This is a genomic window from Bacteroides sp. OF03-11BH (assembly GCF_003604005.1).
Classification (GTDB): Bacteria; Bacteroidota; Bacteroidia; order Bacteroidales; family Bacteroidaceae; genus Bacteroides; species Bacteroides ovatus.
This window is the reverse complement of sequence record NZ_QTMW01000001.1, coordinates 207,317-230,619: the sequence shown is the minus strand read 5'-3', so window position 1 is coordinate 230,619 and position 23,303 is coordinate 207,317. Positions and strand designations below refer to the sequence as shown.

Sequence of the window (23,303 nt, the reverse complement as noted above, 5' to 3'; positions counted from 1 at the left end):
TAATAAACCTCTTTATTGTTGTTGGTACAAAGGAAAGCATTATTTGGGGATATTGCACTATATTCTCTCCTTTTTCTTTCTGCAAAACATCTTTTTTATGAAAATAGGCCAATACTTAACGTTCTTATTCTTTTTATACCAAGCCATTCCATGTAAACTACCGGATTAGTCTTTCTGCAAATTCTTCGCTACAAATTCCTCAAAAAACGTTTTCTTATAGTTTCCACCTCCTATTCCTATCTCATAAGACTTAATAAAAATATCATTGGTATCAAAAGAGTCAATCCGTGAAGTATTGACAATATAGGACTTGTTTATCCGGAGAAACTGTTTAGCGGGCAGTTGCTCATGAATATTTTTCAGATTCATCTTAGTAATCACCCGCTGACCTTCCAATTGGAGAATGGAATAATCCTTTAGTCCTTCAATAAAAAGAATATCACTGAAGTTTATCTTGATATAGCGTCGTTCCGATTTGATGAAGATATATTCTTCCTGTATCTCCTCCACTCTTTCGGCTGTTTCCGACAATAACAGTTTATGATATGCTATTGCCTTATTGACTGCTTTCAGAAAACGGTTCATTTCAATGGGCTTCACCAGATAATCAATGGCACTTACTTCATAACTATCGAGTGCATATTCCGCATACGCCGTTGTAAAGACAATCAACGTATTCACGGGAATGCTTTGCGCAAATTCTATTCCGGTAATTCCCGGCATCTGAATATCAAGGAAAATCAGATCAACCGTATATTCATTTATATAAGCGGACGCTGCGATAGCATTATTAAAGCTACCCACCAATGTCAGTTGTGGAATCTGCTCCACCAATGACTTCATACCTTTGCGAGCTACCGGCTCGTCATCAACAATAATACAATTCATAAGTTTAGATGTAAGTTGACATTATAAGTTGTTTCTTTATCTTCTATCTGTAGCGTATACCGTGATTCATAAAGTAAATCCAGTCTGCGTTTCACATTGGCCAACCCTATTCCCCCTTCCCGCTTAACAGGAACACGGGGCTTAGAATTTTCGCAACGAAACGTCAACTGTTTATTATGCACAGAAAAATACAAGTGAACATAAGATAAATTGTCGCTATCCAAATTATGTTTCACCGCATTCTCTACAAAAGGGATAAACAATAACGGAGGAATACAGATATTCTCCATATTTCCCTCTTGAAAGATTGTATATTCAAAATGATCCCTTCTCACCTTCTCCAATTCAAGAAAGCTGGTGAGAAACTGTATATCTGCAGTAAGAAATACTTCTCTTCTTGTACTGTCATTCAACTGGTAGCGAAGTAGATTGTCCAGTTTCTCCAATATCTGTGAAGCCTCATCCGGAGCATCCTTTACCAAAATATTGGCATTATTCAGCATATTAAAAAGAAAATGCGGATTGATCTGTTTCTTTAATTGTTGCAATTCTGCCTGTTTAGTCGCCTTCTCCAATTCAAGAATCTTTTTATCGGAGACAACCCAACGGCGAAATAGTTCAAAGCTCGTACAGCCACCTGCACTTAATAGCAGTACTAATACTCCATAAGCAATACTATCAAAAGAAACAGCATGGTTATCCTGTATACAAAACCCACGAATACCGTATCGTTGATATAATGGAGACAGAAATATAAATCCTAATAATACACTCACTAAATTGACTCCGAGAAACGAAATCCAATAACACCATAACTTGCGCTTGGCCTTATACAGGAAACGGGGCACTAACCAATATATATTCAGATAGATAGGAAATGCAAAAACCAATATACTAACCGGATATGCATATAGGAAACCTTCTCTAGTAAAATCTCCATATACATTCTGAAAGCCCAAAAAGAGTATAATAAATAGCAATAGTAAGTTACTGATAAGCCTGAAACGGTCATTTACCAGATTCTTCCCCCATTCGTATACATTCCAGGTATCTTTCATAATTCCAACATTAAACCAATGGTACACAGTGCCTCATCATTATAGCCACTTTTTAATTGATAACCTCCCGGATATAACAAGTCCAATCGTTGCCGTAACTTGTCAAAAGCAGGTGCTACTTGCAGACTTTCCTTTTTTCGCAGACAGTATGTACAAATAAATCGAAGCTGATTCTCTTCCATTTGAAAATCGATCCTTATATTTTCTCCCTTTCCATTCTCTCCACATACAGTTGTCTGAATCACATATTCTATCACAGGCATAAACAATAAAGGAGGAACTTGTATATAACGCACTTCATTCAGGATGTTGACTTCAAAATTAAACTCCGGATTACATAGTTTCTCCAACTTCATATAATCAGTCATAAAATCGATATCATCTCCCAACAATACCTGTTGCCGTTCACTTTCATAAAGTTGGTATCTAAGCAACCGACTTAATTTAAAGATAAGCAATGACGCCTTTTCTCCATCTTCTCCCAGCAAGGTTCGTACCTTATTCAATATTCTCGAAAAAAACTCCGGTTGGAGTTGATCTTTCAAATGATTTAGATCAGTCTGTATATTAATATTCTCCAATTCATTTAATCGTTGTTGATAGGCCACCCAACGATGCAGAAAAATAGTAAAAGAAAAAGCCAGGAAATAGAGTATCAGTGCCAATGCATTTATCAACAGAAAGAAAGGGAGATCACTGTTTAGTCTTTGCATCTGTTCGGGTATAACATAATATTGCCCTAGAAAACAAATAGCACCAACCATGGCGGTCAGCATAAATCCAACAAGGCAACTCAAATATATGATATACTTTTTATATCTACGCTGAAACAGATAACCGGGAATTAACCAGTAAGTATGCAGATTTATGATTCCCCATAGAATGACAGAAAGTAAAAGACTAACTCCCGTAGAAAGATTTAGCCCTAAACTATCGCTTTCGACAAAAGTGCCTCTGAACACTAAAAAGGAGACTACAAGAAATATCCCAATTTGCTTCAGTAACGTATATAATAGTATCTTAACTGACATCAGGCGATAAAGTTACCATTTTTTTAGAACTTATACTTCATTCCCACCGAAACATACATTGCCGGTTTAAAATATGGATCAGTATCTTTAGACATATCTTCGAAGAAAGCCTTTAAAGTGCGGGTAGTGTAATAAGCTATTCTGCTACACGACACACCGGCAGTAGCAGTGATTGAAAAAGAATTCCCCATACTTACTTCCGGTTGTAAACCTACAATAATGAATTGCTGGGAAAACATAGTATCTTTTCCTTCTCTTTCCAACAATGCCAATGACCCGTTCATCTCTGCCACGATCCTTAGATTCAGATATTTATTCATTTTCATTCCTGCCGATACTTCCATGGCATTCAGCATCGAAACTTTAATTTGATAACGTCCTTCAGTGCTCCAATCAAAATAAATAGCAGGAAATACCATCGGATAACCAAATGTGTTGTTCACAGCCAATCCGGCCCCAAGAGATAAATTGGACTTGAACTGCCGGATGAAAATAACTCCTCCCTGTCCCAGAACATTCTTCAGTTTTACATCAGAAGAGGTATAGACGCCTGCACCGACAGTCGTCAACAAAAGCCATTTTTTGCTGATAGGGCGAATATTGGTTACGCTCAACTGCATATTTATAATTTGATCTATGTCTATGTAAGATTGAAGATTCTTATTATTCATTGCCGTATAGCTTCCTCCTGCCGAAATCATCCAAAGAGTTGGCTGATTTCTTTCATTCATTTTCTGTGATACGGGAATATTGACGTTCCCTTCCACAAAGCACATATCCCCTTTCCCGGGATACTGTCCATTTTCATCTTTATATCGGGAAGAAGATATATACCCGGTTTTCACAGTAACCTGTGCCTGTATATTTTCAGGAAGTAATAGAAACAAGGCGAACGCACTTAACAAAATAATCCTCATTCTTTTATCTGTTTTAGGGTTTGAATGAGACAAAAGTAGAGTTTTACCGATCTGCGTAGAGAGTTTGTAGACCAAACCCGGCATTAAGTAGACCAAACCTGTAAATTTGTAGCCTGTTTGGTCTGAATGTATTATATAAAAAAATAAAAGACTACCTTTCAACCGAAGATAGTCTTTTATCCGTATATCATTTTTTAATTATCCACAATGGAAATACTTATGTACGAGATCTAACATCTCCATCGGCTTTCCTTCCAAATCCGCACGCAATGTTTTATCTTCATAACCACGAAGTCTGCGGATGATACCATCAATCATTGCCGGGCTGAATACATTATATTGTTCAAAGATTGCCCGTTGTTGTTGCAGGCAATCGGCAGAAGCTTCACAGCTATCCGGCAGTTGCGCCAGTGATTTCAGCTTATCTTCGTTTTCTTTCTGATGGATATTCACATTTACATAAGTTTTTTCAGCAATGTCCAGCGCATTTTCAATCTCAAAACCATGACGGCAGGCAACAGCCAAACCAGCCAACAGTTGATACAAATCTGCCGAACCATCCGGAGAACGCATTTCTACAGTCTGCTTCTGGCTGGTGTCAAAATGACTTTCAGCTTCCAACGGATTTGCCAATGTACACATATCTGTTTTTGCAGCCCATCCCAGAGGTACACGCACTAATACAGAGCGGTTACGATCTCCCCAACAAACATTGGTAGGTGCTTCCTGATGAGGAACGAGACGGAAATAAGAAGTAGGGTTGGTATTTCCAAAAGCAGTAATTGACGGAGCAAGCACCATCATTCCGGCAATTGCCTTGCGTGCTGTTTCCGACAAAACACCGTCTTTCAGCATCTGGTTCTTTCCGTCTTTCATGATACGCATGTGGACATGCAAGCCCGAACCTGCTTTACCTGCCGTAATCTTTGGAGCAAAGGTTACATTGTATCCATATCTAAATCCCAGGTTACGAATCACCCATTTGGCAATCATTAATTGATCTGCTGCCTGCGATACGGGAACCGGCAGGAATTCTATTTCATTCTGCTCATAGATATAACCATCCAGCGTAAAATTACCCACTTCGGAGTGTCCATACTTTATTTGCCCGCCTGTCTGTGCGATGTAAGACATACATTGAGTACGGAACTCATTGAATTTAGCATAAGGACCCGATTCGTGATAACCACGTTGGTCGGTTGCCTGAAACATACCAGTATCCGGAGCTATTACATAATATTCCAATTCGCCCATTGCCTGAAATTCCATTCCGGTAACTTCTGTAAAAGTTTTGCTTGCTTTGTAAAGAGTGTGTTCTGGTGCACTTTCGAGGGGTTCGCCGTCTTTATTGAAGAAAGAGCACAGCATAGACAGCGTCGGAATCTCGGCAAACGGATCAACGAATGCTGTGCAAAAACGGGGAATTACATAAAGGTCACTACTGCCCGCTTCTATAAATGAGAAAAGACTGGAACCGTCTACCCGTTCTCCACATGTGAGAATAGCTTCCAGATAAGCTTGATTGTTGATGACAAAGTTCAGGGTTTTCAGACGACCGTCTCCCGCCGGATACATGAAATTGACCATGCGGATATCTTTTTGCTGGATAAATGAGATAATGTCGGCTTTTGTAAACTCTGAAGTTGGCTTTTGAAGGAATGCCACCAACTGGTTAGCATTCATTGATAAATCATAATTCATAATCGGTTGTTTTTCGTTGTTGTATGATTAAAACGGTTTGTTGAATGCCAAAGATAAGGAAAAGATGGAAAATCAAGTAAGAAAAGATTTAATTATTTCTTTGTTATGTTGCATTTATATCTATTCTCCTATTTAAAACGCTTCAGGTCTTTCTTCTCAAAAATCCATTCCGGAGTGTATAGTTTCCCAGTATCCGTTTCGGTCAGCTCGTACCAGGGAGAAAGGTTCCGGCTGGTTGGATTGACCAGGATATGAATCTGTTGGGCAGGCATATAGCTTTGTGCCAGGAGAAATACTTTCTTCCCGGTATTCGGATGAATGGCAACATCCATAACAATCACAGCATGACCGGGTGAACCGCCTTTAATAAAGACATCCCCGGGTTGCAAGGAAGTATAAAGCACAGCTGGGAGTTCACGAGATAAAGAGGCAGTTCCGGCATACATAAAAACCATATCGAGATAGTTACGGAAAGTTTTATAGGAATAATCCACTCCCTTGCCCGAAGCATACCATTGAACCTGATTATCGTTGACTTTTATTCGATTTCCCTCCGCCCATTTCTTATATTCGGCAGTAAATCCACTTGTGAAGTTGAATTTTATGTCTGCATACCGTTTATGTTTCCACAGATATTCCGCCCGCAAGCGTATCACTGCATCGGCACACTGCTGCAAATCACGATTGCCTATCTCCATATCTACGACTGCAAATGCGGCTGCCTGATTGGCTTTTTCTTTTCCATTGTAAAGTAACACTTTACTGCCTTTAGGCAATAATGGCAAATTGCGCAAATAAGTTGTAAACGAATTATCGGAGCAGGTCTCTCTAACATATCCTGACGGAGGAGCGATTCTATCCGCAAGCCTCTCCTGTCCCCATGAGTGAAAGACTATGAGAAGCAAGCCTGCACATATTAACAAATACTTCATATCGGTTTTTCTTATTCCATATCCGGACAAATATAAGTAATTATTATTGAAAACGAAGTTGAATGTCTGTTTTTCTCCCGATTGAAGACGCTATCGTCTTAAAAATATGTAATATCGGATTCTGACTAAAACAAAGTGGCCTATACTCTCTTTTTTCTGTAAGAATAGTGCGAACTTTGTTTTCTACAAATTATAATAGTGTTTTTATGGAACAGGTGGTAGATTTAGCTTTACCAGAATACTTTGAAAGAATATCCGCAGAAGCTACCTTTCAGGAGCAATTGTCCGTCATAGATATGGATAACTCCCGTCGTTCACCGGTTCAAGTCAAAAACTATCCGATACGTTTGAAAGGCTATTCCCTCATCTTTGTTCTTTCCGGAGAAATTACAATAGGAATAAACTATTTATCGCATACACTGAAAAAGAACACGGTGATGCAGGTGTATCCGGATGATATTATAGAGCACACAGCTTATTCAGCCGATTTCAAGGGCTATCTCATCATTCATTCTGCTGAATTGAAAAAGGAAATAATGGCTATGACATCCGGCATCCGTCTGCAACAGGCGGGTCAGTTGAAGAAATTACATACCAGGCAAGAGTTGAGTGAGGAAGAAAGCCTGCGTTTGAGAAAACAGGTTGAACTCATTAAAAGTTATATTCCTGATAAAGAACACGTCTACCACTCTTATGTCATCAAGAATCAGATTATAAATCTATTCTTTGACCTTGACAACTGCCGCTGGCATAGGTATGGCGACGGAGAGCTGGGACTATCCCGCAGTGAAACCCTCCGTCAACGGTTCAGGGAATTACTTATGGAAGAATGCCGGATGCACAGAGAAGTCACTTTTTATGCAGACAAACTTTGTGTTACTTCTGATTATTTATCGAAAGTGGTCAGAGAATATGATGGGCAGTCAGCAGCAAAGTGGATTATCAATGCAGTGATTACAGAAGCTAAAATTCTACTTCGTGAACCGGACAAGACGATCAACCAAATCGCAATAGAATTGAACTTCCCGGATCAGTCTACATTCGTGAAGTTCTTTAAAAGGAATACAGGTCTCTCACCATTGGAGTACAAGAAAGGTGAAAAGACAACGAATGGCGTTAGAATTTAAACAGCCCGTTCTCGTCCAGATTAATCGGTAACATTGCCGAATTGGAAGCATATTCTTTAGGGATTATCTGCTCGATACGTTGCAAATCCTCCGGACTAAGGTGAATATCAATCGCTTTCACGGTATCGTGAAGCTGATCGACAGTACGCGAGCCTACCAAAGCCAATATGTCATCCCCCTGCGCCAATACCCATGCAATGGCGAGTTGCGATACAGATACGTTCTTCTCATCGGCCATTTCTTTCAACAGTTCGAGCCGTGAAACGGCTTGCTTTAATTTCTCGGCAGCTTGCGGTGGCATCCGTTGACTCAATCCCGCAACTTTTCCGGCAGGATTGCTACCTCCAATTACTCCATGAAAGAGGTTGGCGAATGTAACCACATCAATACCCAATTCTCGTGCAGTGGGTAGAATCCCCTCTTCAATGTCACGATCCAGCAAGGAATATCGTACTTCAACCAAACTGATAGGATGAACGGCATGCGCCCGACGCAACGTTTCAGCATCTATCTCGGTGATCCCGACACTACGCACATAACCAGCTTTTACAAGATCGGCAACGGCACCAATAGTATCTTCCACCGGGATGTGCGGATTGATACGTGCTGGCTGATAGAGGTCAACATAATCTGTGCCTAATCGTTTCAAGGTGTAAGCCAGATAATTTTGTACGTTCTGCGGACGGACGTCAATACCATAGAACCGATCATCTGGAGTGAGCATTCCACCAAACTTGACGGCGATAAAAATGTCTTCGCGCTTCCGGGTTTTCAAAGCCTCGCGGATCACCAGTTCACTTTCTCCGTGACCATAAAAGTCCCCTGTGTTCAGATACGTAATTCCACTGTCCAGCGCGGCATGTATCGTGTCGACTCCCTGCTGAACGTCAGCCATTCTCATGGCACCCAGTCCGATACGTGAAAGGGTGATACCATTGGTTTCTTTATTCAAATACTTCATTGTTTCTTTTATTATATAGTACTAATTCGATTGCAAATTTCGGATAAATTCCTTCATGATACCAGAGCAATATCCGTTCATTTTTGGTCATTATCCGTCAAGAAGCCTCTTTCTCATGAAATGTCTCAAACATACTGATTATAAAAACCAATTGACTGCCTCAACTGTTTTATTTGAATAGAACTATTAAAACTACCGTCACATGAAAAAGGATATTCTAAAAGACCTGCTGGCAAAGCCCGGAAAGAAACATTTGGTATCGGATTTTGACTCGTCATTCACTGGCGATTTATCCAAACAAGACGCTAAAGAGCAACTGGCAAAGGATATTGAGAAGCTTTCGGAGCTGCAAAGTATGCTTTATGCACAAGACCGGTATTCAATCCTGATTATCTTTCAGGCGATGGATGCTGCAGGAAAAGACGGGACTATCAAGCATGTGATGTCCGGCATTAACCCACAGGGATGCCAGGTGTATTCGTTCAAACAACCGTCTGCTGAAGAACTGGACCATGATTATCTCTGGCGTATCAATCGCTCTCTCCCGGAAAGAGGACGAATCGGCATTTTCAACCGTTCGCACTACGAAGATGTGCTGATTGCCAAAGTGCATCCGGAAATTATTCTATCCAACAAGTTACCAGGTGTCGAAACCATAAATGACATTGATCCCGACTTCTGGAAGCGTCGTTATCGACAGATCAACGATTTTGAACGCTATCTGACGGAGAATGGAACGATTGTCCTGAAATTCTTTCTCAATGTATCGAAAGCCGAACAGAAAAATCGATTCATGGAGCGACTGGACGATGCATCTAAAAACTGGAAATTCTCTTCGGCGGACATCAAAGAGCGTCAATTCTGGGAGGACTATATGAATGCTTATGCCGATGTACTGACGGAGACATCAACGGAACTGGCTCCATGGTATATAATCCCTGCCGATAATAAATGGTTCATGCGTTACGCAGTAGGACAAATTATTTGTGACCGGATGCAGCAATTGGATTTACATTACCCCAAACTGTCGAAAGAGGGATTGGAGAAGCTGGAAGAGTGTAAGAAAAGTGTATCAAACATTAACTTTTAAATCACTTGCGCTTATCCTTTTTTATTCTAACTTTGTAGAAAGACCTACATAAAGAACCAAAATTGATAAGCTTATGGACATCCAAACTTTTATTCAAAATTTCAGAGAGGCATTCGGAAAAAATGCTGAATTGCCTCTTGTTTTCTGGTACTCGGACGAGCAAAAAGGAGAAACAGAAAAGATAAACGGTTGCTTCTTCAAAGGTATGAAGACGGTAAGAGATGGTGGTATTATCAGCCTGAATGCTGAAAACATCGGTTGTGGCGGCGGTAAATTCTATACTGGCTTCACCGAAATGCCAGAACGTGTACCGACTTTCGTTTCGCTCAAAGAGAAATACAAACAGACTCCTGAAATGGTCATCGACTTTATACAGCAAATCGGAGTTCCCCGAACAGAAAACAAGTATCTTCATTTTGCACGTATAGATAAGGTAGAAAGCCTTGAAGAAATAGAAGGTGTCGTATTTCTGGCAAATCCGGATATGCTTTCGGGCTTGACCACTTGGGCTTTTTATGATAATAACGCAGCAGATTGCGTCGTTTCTACCTTTGGTTCCGGCTGTAGTGCTGTAGTGACGCAAGCCACGATAGAAAATCGTAAAGGAGGCAAACGCACTTTCCTCGGTTTCTTCGACCCATCGGTTCGCCCTCATTTCGAAGCTGACAAACTAAGCTATACCATACCTATGTCCAGATTTAAAGAGATGTATGAGACGATGCGCCAAAGTTGTCTATTCGATACGCATGCATGGGGAAAGATTAAAGAAAGAATGAACGGATAATCTCCCATAACGAAATTGCATATCATTATACAATTATCGGGACATTAGGTTTTAGCTGGGATTGATATTTAGCCCTATCTGCAACAAGCATACTGCGTTCTGTTGATAAGTTTTTGAGTTTTTGTATTATAAGCTCTGATGCGGTATACGGTTGTAGGCAATCATTATATCTTTCTGCATACATTGCTATTCGGCAGGCATCTATTTTATCATTTTTGCCACGAGGTATTCCATGACAATATTTTATTTTAGCTGCATCTTCCAAACATAAGTAGACTCCTATACTTTTTGTTGCACAGACCAAAGGATAGGTATATTGCCCTGTATGTTCCGCACAGACAACCAAACTGTCCTCAGAGAGGAAAAATTTCTCAAACGTTCTTGTTAACCAAGATTTAATAGAGGATAGATCATTAGGAATAACATCATAAAGGATGTCCTTACCGTTACTCCTTAAACATAAATCCAATTTTTTCTTACTCACATCAACTCCTAAATAAAAAACTTTCATACTTTTGTTTTTGAACATTAAACAAAAAAGAAAGGACCTGAACTTGACCTAATAACCTTAAACAGGTTTACTGAAATTCTTATATGGGTTTGAGTTCAAGGAAGGAGCAAAAGGACCGAATAGGGACTTAGACTTGACTTCTATTGCCGCTGATGGTTTTCCTTTTGCTTTCCTTTCAATATCAATTCAAAGATAAATATTTTGATGCTGCAAATCTAAGGTTGCCGCTAGGGCGATCCCCGAGCGAAGAGTTTTTGTTATTTAATGAAAGTTTACAGCCCGAAGTCTTGCACTTATAAGAGAAGATACATAATTTTGCAAAATATCTAAAATGACAACTTATACAGGAATTACAAAGGGACAAGTAAACTTATTTAGGTTTTAAAAAATATTGAGTAAACGAACTTAGGTATAACAAGCGAAGTTGTCAACTAAATCCAGTACAGTACAATCCTGCCTGTCCTATTTTGTTTCCCAGTGTGGAACTTATAGTTTCACGCTTTGAAACCATCAGTTTCACACCGAGAAACCATTAGTTTCATGCCGGGAAACTAAAAGTTTCAAGCGCCTGAAACTTTCTTTTCCTACAGGATTAAAATAATATATCAGTCGGATTAAACCTTTTATCTGGAGAAAAGTCTTATTATTAATATATTATCGTTCTATTCAACATTAAAGTATCAACGAAAATGGAAACATCCGTCAAACTCTATTCGCTGAAACACAGCAATGTGAAAACCTACCTGTTCGCCTTACTATTCGTAGCGGGTAACATTGCACTTCCACAATTATGCCATCTTGTACCTTATGGTGGTCCTACCCTGTTACCTATTTATTTTTTCACGCTGATTGCGGCTTATAAATATGGTTTTCTTGTAGGATTATTGACTGCTATTCTTTCACCAGTCATCAATCATTTATTGTTTGCCATGCCCTCGGAAGCGGTACTTCCCATCCTATTAATCAAATCGTCCTTACTCGCCGGAGCTTCAGCTCTTGCAGCACGTACTATAAAATCGGTTTCATTACTGGCCATTCTTGGTGTCGTACTCACTTATCAGGTCATAGGCGTTGCATTTGAATGGGCCATCGTCGGAAGTTTCTACGAAGCAGTACAGGACTTCCGTATCGGTATTCCGGGAATGTTACTGCAATGGTTCGGCGGATACGCCCTCCTGAAAGCAATTGCCAAACTCTAAACTAATATAGAAAGATGGACAGAAGGGATTTTTTAAAAACAGTAGCTATCACCGGAGCCGCCTTGACTATACAGCGTTCGGAGGCTATGGAGGTGTTAACTCAAACAATCAATAAAGCAAACGGAAGCAATCCTGATCTGGTGGCCGTTATGGGCGGAGAACCCGAAGAGATGTTCCGCCGTGCCATAAGCGAACTGGGGGGTATGAAGCAATTCGTGAAACCGGGACAGAAAGTGGTTGTAAAACCTAATATCGGTTGGGATAAAGTGCCGGAACTGGCAGGAAATACGAATCCGAAACTGATTGAAGAAATCGTCAGACAATGTTTTGCCGCCGGAGCTAAAGAAGTGGTCGTGTTCGACCATACTTGTGACGATTGGCAGAAATGCTACAAAAACAGTGGTATTGAAGCTGCTGCCAAAAAAGCCGGAGCCAAAGTAATGCCTGCACATCTGGAGTCGTATTACAAACCAATTGATCTGCCAAAAGGCAAAAAGATGAAGAAAGCCAAAGTGCACGAAGCGATTCTGGATTGTGATGTATGGATCAATGTTCCTATTCTGAAGAATCACGGAGGTGCCAATCTGACTATCTCCATGAAAAATCACATGGGGATTGTGTGGGATCGCGGATTCTTCCACCAGAACGATTTGCAACAATGCATCGCAGATATCTGTACATTACAGAAGAAAGCTGTACTCAACGTAGTAGACGCCTACCGGATCATGAAAACAAACGGTCCCCGGGGACGCTCTGCATCCGATGTTGTACTGGCAAAAGGATTGTTTATCTCACCGGATATTGTAGCCGTGGATACGGCTGCTGCCAAGTTCTTCAATCAAGTACGTGAGATGCCACTGGATACAGTAGGACATCTCGCCAATGGGGAAGCATTGAAAATAGGAACCATGAACATTGACAAATTGAATGTCAAGCGAATTAAGATGTAAAACAACCATGTTAAGAAGGCTACGTATTGGAATATCAGCACTTTTATTTGTGCTGATTTCTTTCTTTTTTCTCGATTTCGCAGAAATATTACCGAACAGTTTTCATCGGCTGGCACATTTACAATTTATTCCAGCCATCCTTTCACTAAGTATAGGTATCTTATTATTTCTCATTGTGTTAACGCTTTTATTCGGGCGTGTATATTGTTCTACAATCTGCCCTATGGGTATCTTGCAGGATGTGATTGCACGAATTTCCAAAGCAACGGGAAAAAAGAAAAAAAGATATAGTTACAGTCCTGCAAAAAACAAATTGCGCTGGGGTGTGCTCGGACTGACAGTGGTCGGGTTTCTATGTGGATTTACATTTATTGTTGGTTTGCTCGATCCGTACAGTGCGTATGGACGTGTAGTAGTGCACATATTCAAACCTATCTATATGCTGGGGAATAATCTGCTGGAATCACTCTTTGCCAGATTTGATAATTATACATTTTATCAGGTAGACACCTCCATCTTGAGCATTTCTTCCCTTCTCATCGCTATTATTACTCTTGCAGTCATCTTTGTAATGGCATGGAAACATGGACGGACATGGTGCAATACGATTTGTCCCGTAGGAACAATATTGGGGTTATTGAGCCGATTTTCATTATTCAAAGTCCGTATTGATACTGCCAAATGTAATGGATGCGGGCTTTGTGCCACCAAATGCAAAGCAGCTTGCATCAATAGTAAAGAACACGCTATTGATTATAGTCGTTGTGTAGATTGTTTCAACTGTTTGGGAGTATGCAAACAAAAAGCATTAGTTTACGCCCCTTCTTTAAAAAAACAGTCTGATGTAGAAACTTCTGCACCATCATCACCGGATTTGGATTCATCCAAACGCCGTTTTTTGGTTGCCGGTCTTGTTACTGCCGGAGCAACCCCCAAACTCATCTCCCAAGCCAAGGAATCTGTAGCAAGCTTGGAAGGTAAGAAGGCATACAAAAAGGAAAATCCGATCACTCCTCCGGGGTCTATCAGTCGGGAACACTTCCAACAGCAATGCACATCCTGTCATCTTTGTGTCAGCAAATGCCCTTCTCATATCTTGAAACCGGCTTTTATGGAATATGGCTTGGCAGGCATGATGCAACCTACTATTAGCTTTGAGAAAGGATTTTGTAACTTTGACTGTACTGTCTGTGGAGATGTCTGTCCCAATGGAGCAATTCTTCCCATAAATGTAGAGCAAAAACATCTTACACAAATGGGATATGTTGTTTTCATCGAGGAAAATTGCATTGTTTATACTGATGGAACCAGTTGCGGAGCCTGCTCCGAACACTGCCCCACACAAGCTGTGGCAATGGTGCCGTATAAGGATGGATTGACAATTCCCCATGTAAATAAAGAAATATGTGTAGGTTGTGGAGGATGTGAATATGTTTGTCCCGCCCGTCCATTCCGTGCCATCTATATCGAAGGAAATCCCGTACAAAAAGAAGCAAAACCATTCAAAGAAAGCGAAGAGCACAAAGTTGAGATAGACGATTTCGGATTCTGACCGACATGGTGCCGGAGCAGAGTTTCCATCCGTGTTTTATGTTCTATGACGGTTTATTTCAAATGTGAACAAGACAGATGGTATGGATTTAAAAAAACTATCCATTATATTCCACCTACTTTCAATAAATTCACTAAATTCGTGGCGAACTAAAGAAAGCAATTCATGGAGGTATTCACAAATAACTGGAATAGCCGGAAATATCAGATTGGCTATGCACTAAGCGGAGGATTTATTAAAGGATTTGCCCATTTGGGAGTCATGCAAGCTCTTTTGGAACATGATATTAAACCGGAAATCATCTCTGGAGTAAGTGCAGGGGCACTTGCAGGTGTCTTTTACGCGGACGGCAACGAGCCGCACAAAGTACTTGATTATTTCTCCGGACATAAATTCCAGGATTTAACCAAACTGGTGATTCCCAAGAAGGGACTATTTGACCTCTGTGAATTTATTGATTTTCTCCGGACTAACTTAAAAGCAAAAAATCTGGAAGAGCTACAACTTCCCCTGATTATCACAGCAACTGACCTCGATCACGGTCGCATGGTTCACTTTCATCGGGGAAGCATAGCGGAACGGGTCGCCGCTTCCTGCTGTATGCCTGTCATGTTTTCTCCGGTCAACATAGACGGCACTAACTATGTGGATGGAGGATTGATGATGAATCTTCCGGTCTCTACCCTGCGCAGGGTTTGCAATAAAGTGGTAGCTGTCAACGTAAGTCCCATCATGGCACAGGATTACAAAATGAATATTGTAAGCATTGCTATGCGCTCATTCCATTTCATGTTCCGCGCCAATACCTTTCCCGAAAGAGAAAAATGCGATTTATTAATCGAACCATACAACCTATACGGGTACAGTAACACCGAACTGGAAAAAGCTGAAGAAATCTTCGGGCAAGGCTATAATACAGCTAACGAAGTACTTAGTCAACTGTTGGAAGAAAAGGGGAAAATATGGAAATAATCTCCTATCCATCAGAAACAAGAATGAATACGAATATTAATAATCTACTCTATATGAATGACGAAAATAAAATAATTATCTACCAAGTATTCACCCGCCTGTTTGGAAATAACAACAACCACTGTGTCTACAATGGAGACATTGCCACCAATGGTTGCGGGAAAATGGCTGATTTCACGCTCAAAGCACTTGGTGAAATCAAGAAATTAGGTGCTACACATATATGGTATACAGGCATCATCGAGCATGCCACTCAAACGGACTATCGCCGTTATAATATCAGTCCGGATCATCCTGCTATTGTGAAAGGAAAAGCTGGTTCTCCGTATGCTATCAAGGATTATTATGATGTAGATCCTGACTTGGCTAACGACGTGCAAGGACGTATGAAAGAATTTGAGAATCTGGTACATCGCACACATCGCACAGGTCTGAAAGTAATTATTGATTTTGTACCTAATCACGTAGCACGCCAATATCACTCGGATGCACAACCGGACGGTACGACCGAATTGGGAGCTAACGATGACTCCAGCCAATCTTTCAGCCCATATAATAATTTCTATTATATTCCGCAAGCGGAACTTCATGCCCAGTTTGATATGAAAGACGGTGCAGCAGAGCCTTACCGGGAATTCCCGGCGAAAGCTACCGGTAACAATCGTTTTGATGCTACTCCCAATATCACCGACTGGTATGAAACAGTGAAATTAAACTATGGAGTGGATTATCAGAATGGCGGTACCTGCCACTTCTCCCCGACTCCGGATACTTGGATAAAGATGCTGGACATTCTTCTTTTCTGGGCATCAAAAGACATTGACGGTTTCCGCTGCGACATGGCCGAAATGGTTCCTGTTGAATTCTGGGAATGGGCTATTCCTCAAGTAAAAGAGGCTTATCCTGAAATACTTTTCATCGCAGAGGTTTACAATCCAGGTGAATACCGTAACTATCTGTTCCGCGGCAAGTTTGATTACCTGTATGATAAGGTAGGGCTGTATGACACGTTACGCAATGTAGCTTGTGGATATGAATCTGCATCCGCTATCACTCATTGCTGGCAAAGTCTGAATGGAATAGAGAAAAAGATGCTCAACTTCCTGGAGAATCACGACGAGCAACGTATCGCTTCTGATTTCTTTGCCGGCAACCCGCGTAAAGGAATTCCCGCACTGATCGTTTCCGCCTGTATGAACACTAATCCTATGATGATCTACTTCGGTCAGGAGTTTGGAGAACTGGGCATGGATAGTGAAGGATTTAGCGGAAGGGACGGACGGACTACTATATTCGATTATTGGAGTGTAGACAGCATACGACGCTGGCGCAACGGAGGTAAATTTGACGGGAAGATGCTTACTGAAGAGCATAAACACCTCTACTCTATCTACCAAAAAGTACTGACGATTTGTAATGAAGAGCAGGCAATCAGCAAGGGAGTATTCTTTGATTTAATGTATGCCAATATAAACGGATGGCGTTTCAATGAGCATAAACAATATACTTTTATGCGAAAATATAAAAATGAGATTCTGTTTTTCATTATTAATTTCGACAGTCAACTGGTAGATGTTGCTATCAATGTGCCTTCACATGCTTTCGACTTTTTACAGATTCCTCAAATGGAATCTTATCAGGCCACTGATTTGATGACGGGCGCTAAAGAAGAAATCAGTCTATTACCTTATAAGCCCACGGATGTTTCGGTAGGAGGCTATAACGGAAAGATTTTAAAGATTACTTTTTAAATAAAAAGACTAAGATCTGTATACTCTTCATCCCTCGGTCACTTATGAATGACCGGGGGATTATTTTATGCACATCACTCAAACAAATATTCTCAAAGGCTGTTTAGGTAGATAAATAATCCTCTAAACTCAAAGCTTATGAAGAAATTTATGATTTGTGCAATCGCATTGTTTCTGCTATTATCTACATCTGTCTTTGGAGATACCCCTCCCGGCAATGTACAGTCGACTTTCAAGAAAATGTATCCTAAAGCAAATGGCGTCGCCTGGTCACAAGACGACGGATATTATTGTGCCAACTTTGCAATGAACGGATTTACTAAAAATGTATGGTTCAACGTTCGGGGACAATGGGTGATGACGCAGACTGATCTTGTCAGTCTCGACCGGCTGACCCCAACAGTCTATAATGCCTTTGTATCCGGCCCATACGCAAATTGGGTGGTAGATAATGTGACAATGGTGGAGTTTCCCAAATGGCAGGCTATTATAGTAATTAAGGTAGGGCAAGATAATGTCGACATCAAATATCAGTTATTCTATACTCCACAAGGGGTATTGCTCAAAACGCGCAACGTTAGTGATATGTATGATATTCTCGGGCCAAGTACCTTTCTGGAAAACTAGGAACTGAATTATATAATAGGGTAATAAACGAGAAAGCCCCCGCAGATATTCAATAATATTTGCGGGGGCTTCTTGATTTAAAGATAAAATTATTTTTTCTTTCTAAGTACTACAGCGGTACGGGCAGGAATATAGAGTTTCAGCCACTCTTTCTTTTCCTTCTTGTACAGCGGATCGGTAATAGTGAAGTGCACGACAGAGTCGTCTGCTAAACCATTTCCTCCAAATGCTACATCGTCGGTGTTCAGTATCACTTCATAAGCTCCCGGAGTTACCAGGAATCCATAATCAGTGAATGACTGCTTTGGATTAAAGTTAAAGACAAATATAAGGTCTTTCCGTTCGTATGCCAATACCTGATCGCCATCATTATGCCATATTTCCTGAACAGGTGTTGCCTGGAAATCTTTCACACTCTTGAGAACTTTCAGCATTTCTTTATCAAAATCACCCATATAGTGATAGGTCAGATTTTTGTTGTCCACCAAATCCCATTGGCGGCGGGCATATTTGCACGACCATCCGTTACCTTCACGCGGGAAGTCAATCCATTCGGGATGCCCGAATTCATTTCCCATAAAGTTCAGATAACCTCCGTTGATAGTCGAAGAGGTCAGCAGGCGGATCATTTTATGCAAAGCAATACCACGGTTGACAACATAATTTTCGTCTCCCTTCTGCATGTGCCAGTACATATCGGCATCAATCAGGCGGAAGATAATCGTCTTATCTCCTACTAATGCCTGGTCATGACTTTCTGCATACGAAATGGTCTTTTCATCCTGGCGACGGTTGGTTACTTCCCAGAACATGCTGGAAGGCTTCCAGTCTTCATCGATCTTTTCTTTGATTGTCTTGATCCAGTAGTCCGGAATATTCATGGCCATACGATAATCGAAGCCGTAACCGCCATCTTCTACTTTGGCAGCCAGTCCCGGCATACCGGAAACTTCTTCGGCAATGGTTATCGCCTTCGGATTTACCTGATGAATCACTTCATTAGCCAGTGTCAGGTAACAAATCGCATTATCATCCTGATGACCGTTGAAATAATCTCCGTAGTTACAGAAAGCTTCACCCAGTCCATGGCTGTAATATAACATAGAAGTCACTCCATCAAAACGGAATCCGTCAAATTTATATTCTTCCAGCCAGTACTTGCAGTTTGACAACAGGAAGTGGATCACTTCATTCTTGCCATAATCAAAGCAGAGAGAGTCCCAAGCCGGATGTTCGCGACGAGCGCCCGGATAAAAATACTGATTCGGATCACCGGCAAAGTTTCCTAGTCCTTCTACTTCATTCTTCACTGCATGTGAATGAACGATGTCCATAATCACAGCAATACCCATCTCATGAGCAGCATCAATCAATGCTTTTAGTTCATCGGGGGTACCAAAACGCGAAGAGGCAGCAAAGAAACTGGATACATGATAACCGAAGCTTCCATAATATGGATGTTCCTGAATAGCCATAATCTGGATACAATTATATCCTTCTTCAGCAATACGAGGAAGTATTTTCTCGCGGAATTCGTTATATGTGCCCACTTTTTCCTCCTGCTGTGCCATTCCGATATGACATTCATAAATCAACAGCGGATTCGTGTCGGGCTTAAATGTTTTCTTCTTGAATTTATAGGGGTTCTCCGGAGCCCAGACTTGTGCACTGAATATTTTGGTCTGTTCATCCTGTACCACACGTGTAGCCCACGCAGGAATACGTTCGCCTTGTCCGCATTCCCAATATACATTCAGTTTGTAGAGATCGCCATGATGAATGGCATCCGCCGGCAGGTTGATTTCCCAAATGCCATTCTTTTGTTTTTTCAGCTTGTAGGCAGCTTTTTCCTCCCAATTATTAAATGTACCCACCATATAAATATGAGTAGCATTAGGAGCCCATTCACGGAAAGTCCACCCCTTATCGGTGCGATGCAATCCAAAATAAAGATACCCCGATGCAAAATCTGAAAGGGTTTGTTTTCCCTTATTCGTCAATTCAGCTTCTTTGTCTAATACATGCTGATGGCGTCCGGTGATAGCACCGGCAAAAGGCTCCAGCCAGGGATCGTTTTTTACGAGATTAAGTGTCTTTTCCATATCAGAATTGAATTAGGATTATGCTTTTACTTTTACGATTACTTTCTTCACACCATCTGGAGTGATACCGGGAGCATGACCGTCTTGCGGGAAAAAGATAGCAAACATTCCCGGTTTTACGGCAACGTATGTTTCTGCTAATCCTTCGAAGAAAGTAATATCTTTTTCCTCGTTGTAAGGTGCATCTGCCGGAACACAGTCTTTAGCAGCAGTATACCCCATTATTTCTGTTCCCGACAATGGGATTTGAATATCAATAAATTCGTTATGAGTTTCCAGTTTGGCTTCCTCTTTTGTTTTAGGTTTGGTTTGTGCAATATTCACCAACAAATCTTTTCCTTTCAGTTCTGTCTTACCAACTTCCATGGCTTGGAGGTCATGAGACTTCAAGAATTCAATAGCCTGTGCAAACAGAGGGTTTAAAGACGCATATTTCTCCAGATTTTCTAAAGTATCTACTACCATATAAGTTAAATTTTAAAGTTTATATTCTAGGCATTATTTATTCAAAATCATCAATCGTATAATTTATAAAATCGGCAAACCGTTTGAATTGCCGGAACACTTTGTCTATCTGTTCCAACATATCCGGTCGGGTAAAGAAGTCATCTGGAACATTATAAGAGCAAACATATTCTTTACATTTCAAATAATCAATGTACTTGAAATCTTTCGGAAAACCTTTCGGAGCTGTTTTCAGAAAATCCTCTCCTATCACCGGGAAGTATTTCTTAAACTCCGGATCTTCTACGATCGCAACAAACTCTTCGATATTATCATAGATAGATTGTCGCACTGCTTTCAGGATATTGGTAGGCAGACACAGGCTTCCTCCGGCAAGCATAGAACCATCCGGCTGCAAGTGTACATAATATCCACAATGATCGGACTTCTTTCCTTTGGCATTGATATAACCTCCGAAATGTATTTTATAAGGTGTTTTATCCGCAGAGAAGCGGGTATCCCGGTAAATACGATAAGTACAGTCTTTGGGCTGAATCCCCCGGATAGTTTCATCAAACAGGGAAATACGGGCGATCACTGTTGCCAAAAAGTTGTCGAACTCGGCACGGGCTGTTTCATATTCTGCCTTATGCTCATTAAACCACTCACGATTATTATTCGCGGAAAGATCTTTTAAAAACTGAAAGATAACGGGTATGTTCATCTTTATCATTTTCTATTATTACTCTACAAACGTACAAATTTTATTTCATATAAACTACAAAAGGGGGTAAAAGGACATAAAAAAAGCATCGGCCTGGTAAAACCGATGCTCTAACACATTTATCAAAAAAACAGACTCTTCTGTCTCTGACGTACTTTAGCTTTCACAAGTGAAGTACAATCTCTTTAATTAATCTTATATCTAATACTATGAAAAACACATAAATATAACAGTACAAAAGAGACTTTTGTTCAGCAGTTCTCTGTATATTTCAGTTAATTATAGTTTATAGAATTAAATGTTTCTCATTTATAGGCAATATAATGTGTTTCCAGTCAATCATTGCATTGAATAACATGATATGGGAATAGTCTTTCAAACATATTTGCGGAATGTCTTTCTCAACAATGAGCTGCCTGTCCAGAAATTCGCTTCGTTTCGTCCCCCGGAGTAACGGATGAGCTGGTGTGAACCAGGTATCTCCGTCATAGAGAGCAACATTAGCTATAGAGGTATCTGTCAGATAGCCATTTCTCACAATTAAAATATCATCCGCCATTCCTTTTTGAGCGTACAAGGCATTCAGTTCTTCCCGATGCGCACTTTTATAAGTATAATCAATGGTATCGGACACAACCAAATGCAAAGAAGATACCTGTCGCATCTGATAGGGCGCATACGTAACTTCTTCCACTTCTTTTCCATATACAATCCGGCATTTATGAATTCCATTTAAAGTTGGCGGAGATATAAATTCCCGTAAATCCAGCGGAGTGCTGTCTTTCCAAAAAGCTGCACGGGTTTCATTAAAGCGCTCTGTGTGATAATCAAGATTATAAATCTGTCCATCCTCTATCCGGATAGTCTCAATAAATGGGTACATATACTTTTTGTTTCATTTCATTATACTCGCTTTCCACATCACTCTGGCAGGTAATCCCACCTCCACTTTTAAAATACATCTTCTCTCCTTCCTGTTCTACAAAACGTATCATAACGGCACTATCTAAATCAATGCCATCAGAATATCCCATAACTCCTGTATAAAATCCTCTGTCGTAGGTTTCAGCTTCCTGGATAATCTGCATCGTCTTTTTCTTTGGAGCACCGGTAATAGAACCGGCTGGCAGTAATCTGAAAATAATATCTCCCAAATGCTCCTGATAATTTTCAGGCAATATACCCTGAATTTCAGAACTCGTCTGGAAAATGACTCCCCGATTAGTCTGTAACCTGTCCATATACCGATACCGGGAAACTGACACCCGGTTGGCAACCATACTTAAATCATTACGAATCAGATCTACAATGGTAGCATGTTCGGCAGTCTCTTTCGGATCATTCATCAATAATTGAGCAGCAGAGGGAATTGAAGCATCAATGGTTCCCTTCATCGGATATGAGCTAATTTTTCCTTGATGAATTCTAACAAATATTTCAGGAGAGAAAACCGTAAAACGATCTTTAATCCATAGCTTATAAATCGCTTTTGAATGAAAATAAATATCTTTCAGAGTGAGATTGGTTTCTACCGGAGTGCGACACGTCAAATTCGTAAGGAAACTATTTCCTGCCAGGATGTTCCGTCGCACGATATTAAACGAACGTTGATAAGAAGAGAAAGATTCTGCGAAAGGCTGCCAATGTAGTGAAGGCACTGTTTTTGCGGAGTAAGTAGCTATATCATCTTCAGCCGATATAATCTGATTGGTAAATCCATTCAAATTATACAAAACTTCAGCGGAATCAACAGCGGCAACCTCCTCTATATAAGATACATCTTGTAGATAATTTATAATGAAAATGAAAGGACGGTGGAGTTGTCCCAACTGGTTCATTCGTTTAATAGCCTGTTCCTTATTATATAAGTGCATATAAAATACTTCTACGTTTAGGGAAGGCAAATGTACACAAAAAGTATAGATTAGAAAAAGATAGCAATAAAAAAGGGTTGTCCGACGTGTCATATCGGCAACCCTTTA

General features: G+C 40.5%; 22 protein-coding genes. 9 read left to right on the top strand and 13 right to left on the bottom strand.

Annotated features, from left to right (window positions below; all coding sequences use genetic code 11):
* Positions 1 to 165: 165 nt before the first annotated feature.
* From DXA54_RS01010 to DXA54_RS00985, 6 genes are all read right to left on the bottom strand, one after another.
* Positions 166 to 888, bottom strand: a complete 723-nt coding sequence (locus DXA54_RS01010) for a LytR/AlgR family response regulator transcription factor (protein WP_004295863.1) — start codon at positions 886 to 888, stop codon at positions 166 to 168.
* On the bottom strand, positions 885 to 1,946 hold the full coding sequence (locus tag DXA54_RS01005; RefSeq protein WP_207903475.1) for a sensor histidine kinase: 1,062 nt from the start codon (positions 1,944 to 1,946) through the stop codon (positions 885 to 887). The genes DXA54_RS01010 and DXA54_RS01005 overlap by 4 nt, the downstream gene beginning before the upstream one ends.
* A complete protein-coding gene (locus tag DXA54_RS01000; protein ID WP_243647624.1) occupies positions 1,943 to 2,659 on the bottom strand; it encodes a histidine kinase in 717 nt (238 codons plus the stop codon). The genes DXA54_RS01005 and DXA54_RS01000 overlap by 4 nt, the downstream gene beginning before the upstream one ends.
* Before the next feature lie 341 nt (positions 2,660 to 3,000).
* Positions 3,001 to 3,894, bottom strand: a complete 894-nt coding sequence (locus tag DXA54_RS00995) for a DUF6268 family outer membrane beta-barrel protein (RefSeq protein WP_004303320.1) — start codon at positions 3,892 to 3,894, stop codon at positions 3,001 to 3,003.
* A 198-nt stretch (positions 3,895 to 4,092) separates the two neighbouring features.
* On the bottom strand, positions 4,093 to 5,595 hold the full coding sequence (locus tag DXA54_RS00990) for a glutamine synthetase family protein (RefSeq protein ID WP_022200158.1): 1,503 nt from the start codon (positions 5,593 to 5,595) through the stop codon (positions 4,093 to 4,095).
* 128 nt (positions 5,596 to 5,723) lie between these two features.
* Positions 5,724 to 6,527 (bottom strand): DUF4846 domain-containing protein, encoded by an 804-nt coding sequence (locus DXA54_RS00985; RefSeq protein WP_032845290.1) that lies wholly within the window; start codon positions 6,525 to 6,527, stop codon positions 5,724 to 5,726.
* Between the two features lie 206 nt (positions 6,528 to 6,733).
* On the opposite strand from DXA54_RS00985, the gene DXA54_RS00980 reads away from it, so the two are divergent.
* The gene (locus tag DXA54_RS00980; RefSeq protein ID WP_008647970.1) at positions 6,734 to 7,654 is read left to right on the top strand and encodes a helix-turn-helix domain-containing protein; all 921 of its coding nucleotides are present in this window, start codon (positions 6,734 to 6,736) and stop codon (positions 7,652 to 7,654) included.
* Here DXA54_RS00980 and DXA54_RS00975 read toward each other — a convergent pair.
* Positions 7,644 to 8,615, bottom strand: coding sequence for an aldo/keto reductase (locus tag DXA54_RS00975; RefSeq protein ID WP_008647971.1), 972 nt, complete (start codon positions 8,613 to 8,615; stop codon positions 7,644 to 7,646). The two genes, DXA54_RS00980 and DXA54_RS00975, sit on opposite strands and share 11 nt — an antisense overlap.
* A gap of 202 nt (positions 8,616 to 8,817) precedes the next feature.
* Between DXA54_RS00975 and DXA54_RS00965 the strand changes: the two genes are divergently transcribed.
* Together DXA54_RS00965 and DXA54_RS00960 are read left to right on the top strand one after the other, a co-directional pair.
* The gene (locus DXA54_RS00965) at positions 8,818 to 9,705 is read left to right on the top strand and encodes a polyphosphate kinase 2 family protein (RefSeq protein ID WP_120078826.1); all 888 of its coding nucleotides are present in this window, start codon (positions 8,818 to 8,820) and stop codon (positions 9,703 to 9,705) included.
* A 73-nt stretch (positions 9,706 to 9,778) separates the two neighbouring features.
* Positions 9,779 to 10,489, top strand: coding sequence for a DUF169 domain-containing protein (locus DXA54_RS00960; protein WP_008647972.1), 711 nt, complete (start codon positions 9,779 to 9,781; stop codon positions 10,487 to 10,489).
* Positions 10,490 to 10,514: 25 nt separating this feature from the next.
* Here DXA54_RS00960 and DXA54_RS00955 read toward each other — a convergent pair whose 3' ends face one another.
* Positions 10,515 to 11,000 (bottom strand): IS110 family transposase, encoded by a 486-nt coding sequence (locus tag DXA54_RS00955; protein ID WP_232284321.1) that lies wholly within the window; start codon positions 10,998 to 11,000, stop codon positions 10,515 to 10,517.
* 689 nt (positions 11,001 to 11,689) lie between these two features.
* Between DXA54_RS00955 and DXA54_RS00950 the strand changes: the two genes are divergently transcribed.
* From DXA54_RS00950 to DXA54_RS00925, 6 genes are all read left to right on the top strand, one after another.
* Entirely contained in the window at positions 11,690 to 12,199 is a 510-nt protein-coding gene (locus DXA54_RS00950; RefSeq protein WP_004295851.1) for a hypothetical protein, read from the top strand.
* A 14-nt stretch (positions 12,200 to 12,213) separates the two neighbouring features.
* A complete protein-coding gene (locus tag DXA54_RS00945) occupies positions 12,214 to 13,149 on the top strand; it encodes a DUF362 domain-containing protein (protein ID WP_004295850.1) in 936 nt (311 codons plus the stop codon).
* Between the two features lie 7 nt (positions 13,150 to 13,156).
* Entirely contained in the window at positions 13,157 to 14,701 is a 1,545-nt protein-coding gene (locus DXA54_RS00940) for a 4Fe-4S binding protein (RefSeq protein WP_120078825.1), read from the top strand.
* Between the two features lie 165 nt (positions 14,702 to 14,866).
* Positions 14,867 to 15,673, top strand: a complete 807-nt coding sequence (locus tag DXA54_RS00935; protein ID WP_004295848.1) for a patatin-like phospholipase family protein — start codon at positions 14,867 to 14,869, stop codon at positions 15,671 to 15,673.
* Between the two features lie 53 nt (positions 15,674 to 15,726).
* The gene (locus DXA54_RS00930) at positions 15,727 to 17,424 is read left to right on the top strand and encodes an alpha-amylase family protein (RefSeq protein ID WP_004318215.1); all 1,698 of its coding nucleotides are present in this window, start codon (positions 15,727 to 15,729) and stop codon (positions 17,422 to 17,424) included.
* A 138-nt stretch (positions 17,425 to 17,562) separates the two neighbouring features.
* Positions 17,563 to 18,051: a PepSY-like domain-containing protein gene (locus DXA54_RS00925; RefSeq protein ID WP_004303340.1), complete on the top strand. Its 489-nt coding sequence runs from the start codon at positions 17,563 to 17,565 to the stop codon at positions 18,049 to 18,051.
* An 89-nt stretch (positions 18,052 to 18,140) separates the two neighbouring features.
* Here DXA54_RS00925 and DXA54_RS00920 read toward each other — a convergent pair whose 3' ends face one another.
* The 5 genes from DXA54_RS00920 to DXA54_RS00900 all read right to left on the bottom strand — a co-directional run bounded on the left by DXA54_RS00920 (position 18,141) and on the right by DXA54_RS00900 (position 23,195).
* Complete coding sequence (locus DXA54_RS00920; RefSeq protein WP_004325877.1) at positions 18,141 to 20,153, bottom strand: alpha amylase C-terminal domain-containing protein; 2,013 nt, start codon at positions 20,151 to 20,153, stop codon at positions 18,141 to 18,143.
* 18 nt (positions 20,154 to 20,171) lie between these two features.
* Positions 20,172 to 20,618: a YhcH/YjgK/YiaL family protein gene (locus DXA54_RS00915; RefSeq protein WP_004303343.1), complete on the bottom strand. Its 447-nt coding sequence runs from the start codon at positions 20,616 to 20,618 to the stop codon at positions 20,172 to 20,174.
* A gap of 37 nt (positions 20,619 to 20,655) precedes the next feature.
* Positions 20,656 to 21,330, bottom strand: coding sequence for a DUF2461 domain-containing protein (locus DXA54_RS00910; protein ID WP_004303345.1), 675 nt, complete (start codon positions 21,328 to 21,330; stop codon positions 20,656 to 20,658).
* Positions 21,331 to 21,607: 277 nt separating this feature from the next.
* On the bottom strand, positions 21,608 to 22,204 hold the full coding sequence (locus tag DXA54_RS00905) for an aminotransferase class IV family protein (protein ID WP_004318214.1): 597 nt from the start codon (positions 22,202 to 22,204) through the stop codon (positions 21,608 to 21,610).
* Positions 22,188 to 23,195, bottom strand: a complete 1,008-nt coding sequence (locus DXA54_RS00900; protein WP_008647983.1) for an aminodeoxychorismate synthase component I — start codon at positions 23,193 to 23,195, stop codon at positions 22,188 to 22,190. The genes DXA54_RS00905 and DXA54_RS00900 overlap by 17 nt, the downstream gene beginning before the upstream one ends.
* Positions 23,196 to 23,303: the final 108 nt, after the last annotated feature.

What these genes read in the sequence shown, in the direction of transcription:
- DXA54_RS00945 (WP_004295850.1), top strand. Translation starts at nt 12,214, where the DNA reads ATGGACAGAAGGGATTTTTTAAAAACAGTAGCTATCACCGGAGCCGCC.
- DXA54_RS01010 (WP_004295863.1), bottom strand. Translation starts at nt 888, where the DNA reads ATGAATTGTATTATTGTTGATGACGAGCCGGTAGCTCGCAAAGGTATG.
- DXA54_RS00965 (WP_120078826.1), top strand. Translation starts at nt 8,818, where the DNA reads ATGAAAAAGGATATTCTAAAAGACCTGCTGGCAAAGCCCGGAAAGAAA.
- DXA54_RS00995 (WP_004303320.1), bottom strand. Translation starts at nt 3,894, where the DNA reads ATGAGGATTATTTTGTTAAGTGCGTTCGCCTTGTTTCTATTACTTCCT.
- DXA54_RS00900 (WP_008647983.1), bottom strand. Translation starts at nt 23,195, where the DNA reads ATGCACTTATATAATAAGGAACAGGCTATTAAACGAATGAACCAGTTG.
- DXA54_RS00985 (WP_032845290.1), bottom strand. Translation starts at nt 6,527, where the DNA reads ATGAAGTATTTGTTAATATGTGCAGGCTTGCTTCTCATAGTCTTTCAC.
- DXA54_RS00935 (WP_004295848.1), top strand. Translation starts at nt 14,867, where the DNA reads ATGGAGGTATTCACAAATAACTGGAATAGCCGGAAATATCAGATTGGC.
- DXA54_RS00905 (WP_004318214.1), bottom strand. Translation starts at nt 22,204, where the DNA reads ATGTACCCATTTATTGAGACTATCCGGATAGAGGATGGACAGATTTAT.
- DXA54_RS00920 (WP_004325877.1), bottom strand. Translation starts at nt 20,153, where the DNA reads ATGGAAAAGACACTTAATCTCGTAAAAAACGATCCCTGGCTGGAGCCT.
- DXA54_RS00925 (WP_004303340.1), top strand. Translation starts at nt 17,563, where the DNA reads ATGAAGAAATTTATGATTTGTGCAATCGCATTGTTTCTGCTATTATCT.
- DXA54_RS00950 (WP_004295851.1), top strand. Translation starts at nt 11,690, where the DNA reads ATGGAAACATCCGTCAAACTCTATTCGCTGAAACACAGCAATGTGAAA.
- DXA54_RS00915 (WP_004303343.1), bottom strand. Translation starts at nt 20,618, where the DNA reads ATGGTAGTAGATACTTTAGAAAATCTGGAGAAATATGCGTCTTTAAAC.
- DXA54_RS00910 (WP_004303345.1), bottom strand. Translation starts at nt 21,330, where the DNA reads ATGATAAAGATGAACATACCCGTTATCTTTCAGTTTTTAAAAGATCTT.
- DXA54_RS01000 (WP_243647624.1), bottom strand. Translation starts at nt 2,659, where the DNA reads ATGCAAAGACTAAACAGTGATCTCCCTTTCTTTCTGTTGATAAATGCA.
- DXA54_RS00955 (WP_232284321.1), bottom strand. Translation starts at nt 11,000, where the DNA reads ATGAAAGTTTTTTATTTAGGAGTTGATGTGAGTAAGAAAAAATTGGAT.
- DXA54_RS00980 (WP_008647970.1), top strand. Translation starts at nt 6,734, where the DNA reads ATGGAACAGGTGGTAGATTTAGCTTTACCAGAATACTTTGAAAGAATA.
- DXA54_RS01005 (WP_207903475.1), bottom strand. Translation starts at nt 1,946, where the DNA reads ATGAAAGATACCTGGAATGTATACGAATGGGGGAAGAATCTGGTAAAT.
- DXA54_RS00960 (WP_008647972.1), top strand. Translation starts at nt 9,779, where the DNA reads ATGGACATCCAAACTTTTATTCAAAATTTCAGAGAGGCATTCGGAAAA.
- DXA54_RS00940 (WP_120078825.1), top strand. Translation starts at nt 13,157, where the DNA reads ATGTTAAGAAGGCTACGTATTGGAATATCAGCACTTTTATTTGTGCTG.
- DXA54_RS00990 (WP_022200158.1), bottom strand. Translation starts at nt 5,595, where the DNA reads ATGAATTATGATTTATCAATGAATGCTAACCAGTTGGTGGCATTCCTT.
- DXA54_RS00975 (WP_008647971.1), bottom strand. Translation starts at nt 8,615, where the DNA reads ATGAAGTATTTGAATAAAGAAACCAATGGTATCACCCTTTCACGTATC.
- DXA54_RS00930 (WP_004318215.1), top strand. Translation starts at nt 15,727, where the DNA reads ATGAATGACGAAAATAAAATAATTATCTACCAAGTATTCACCCGCCTG.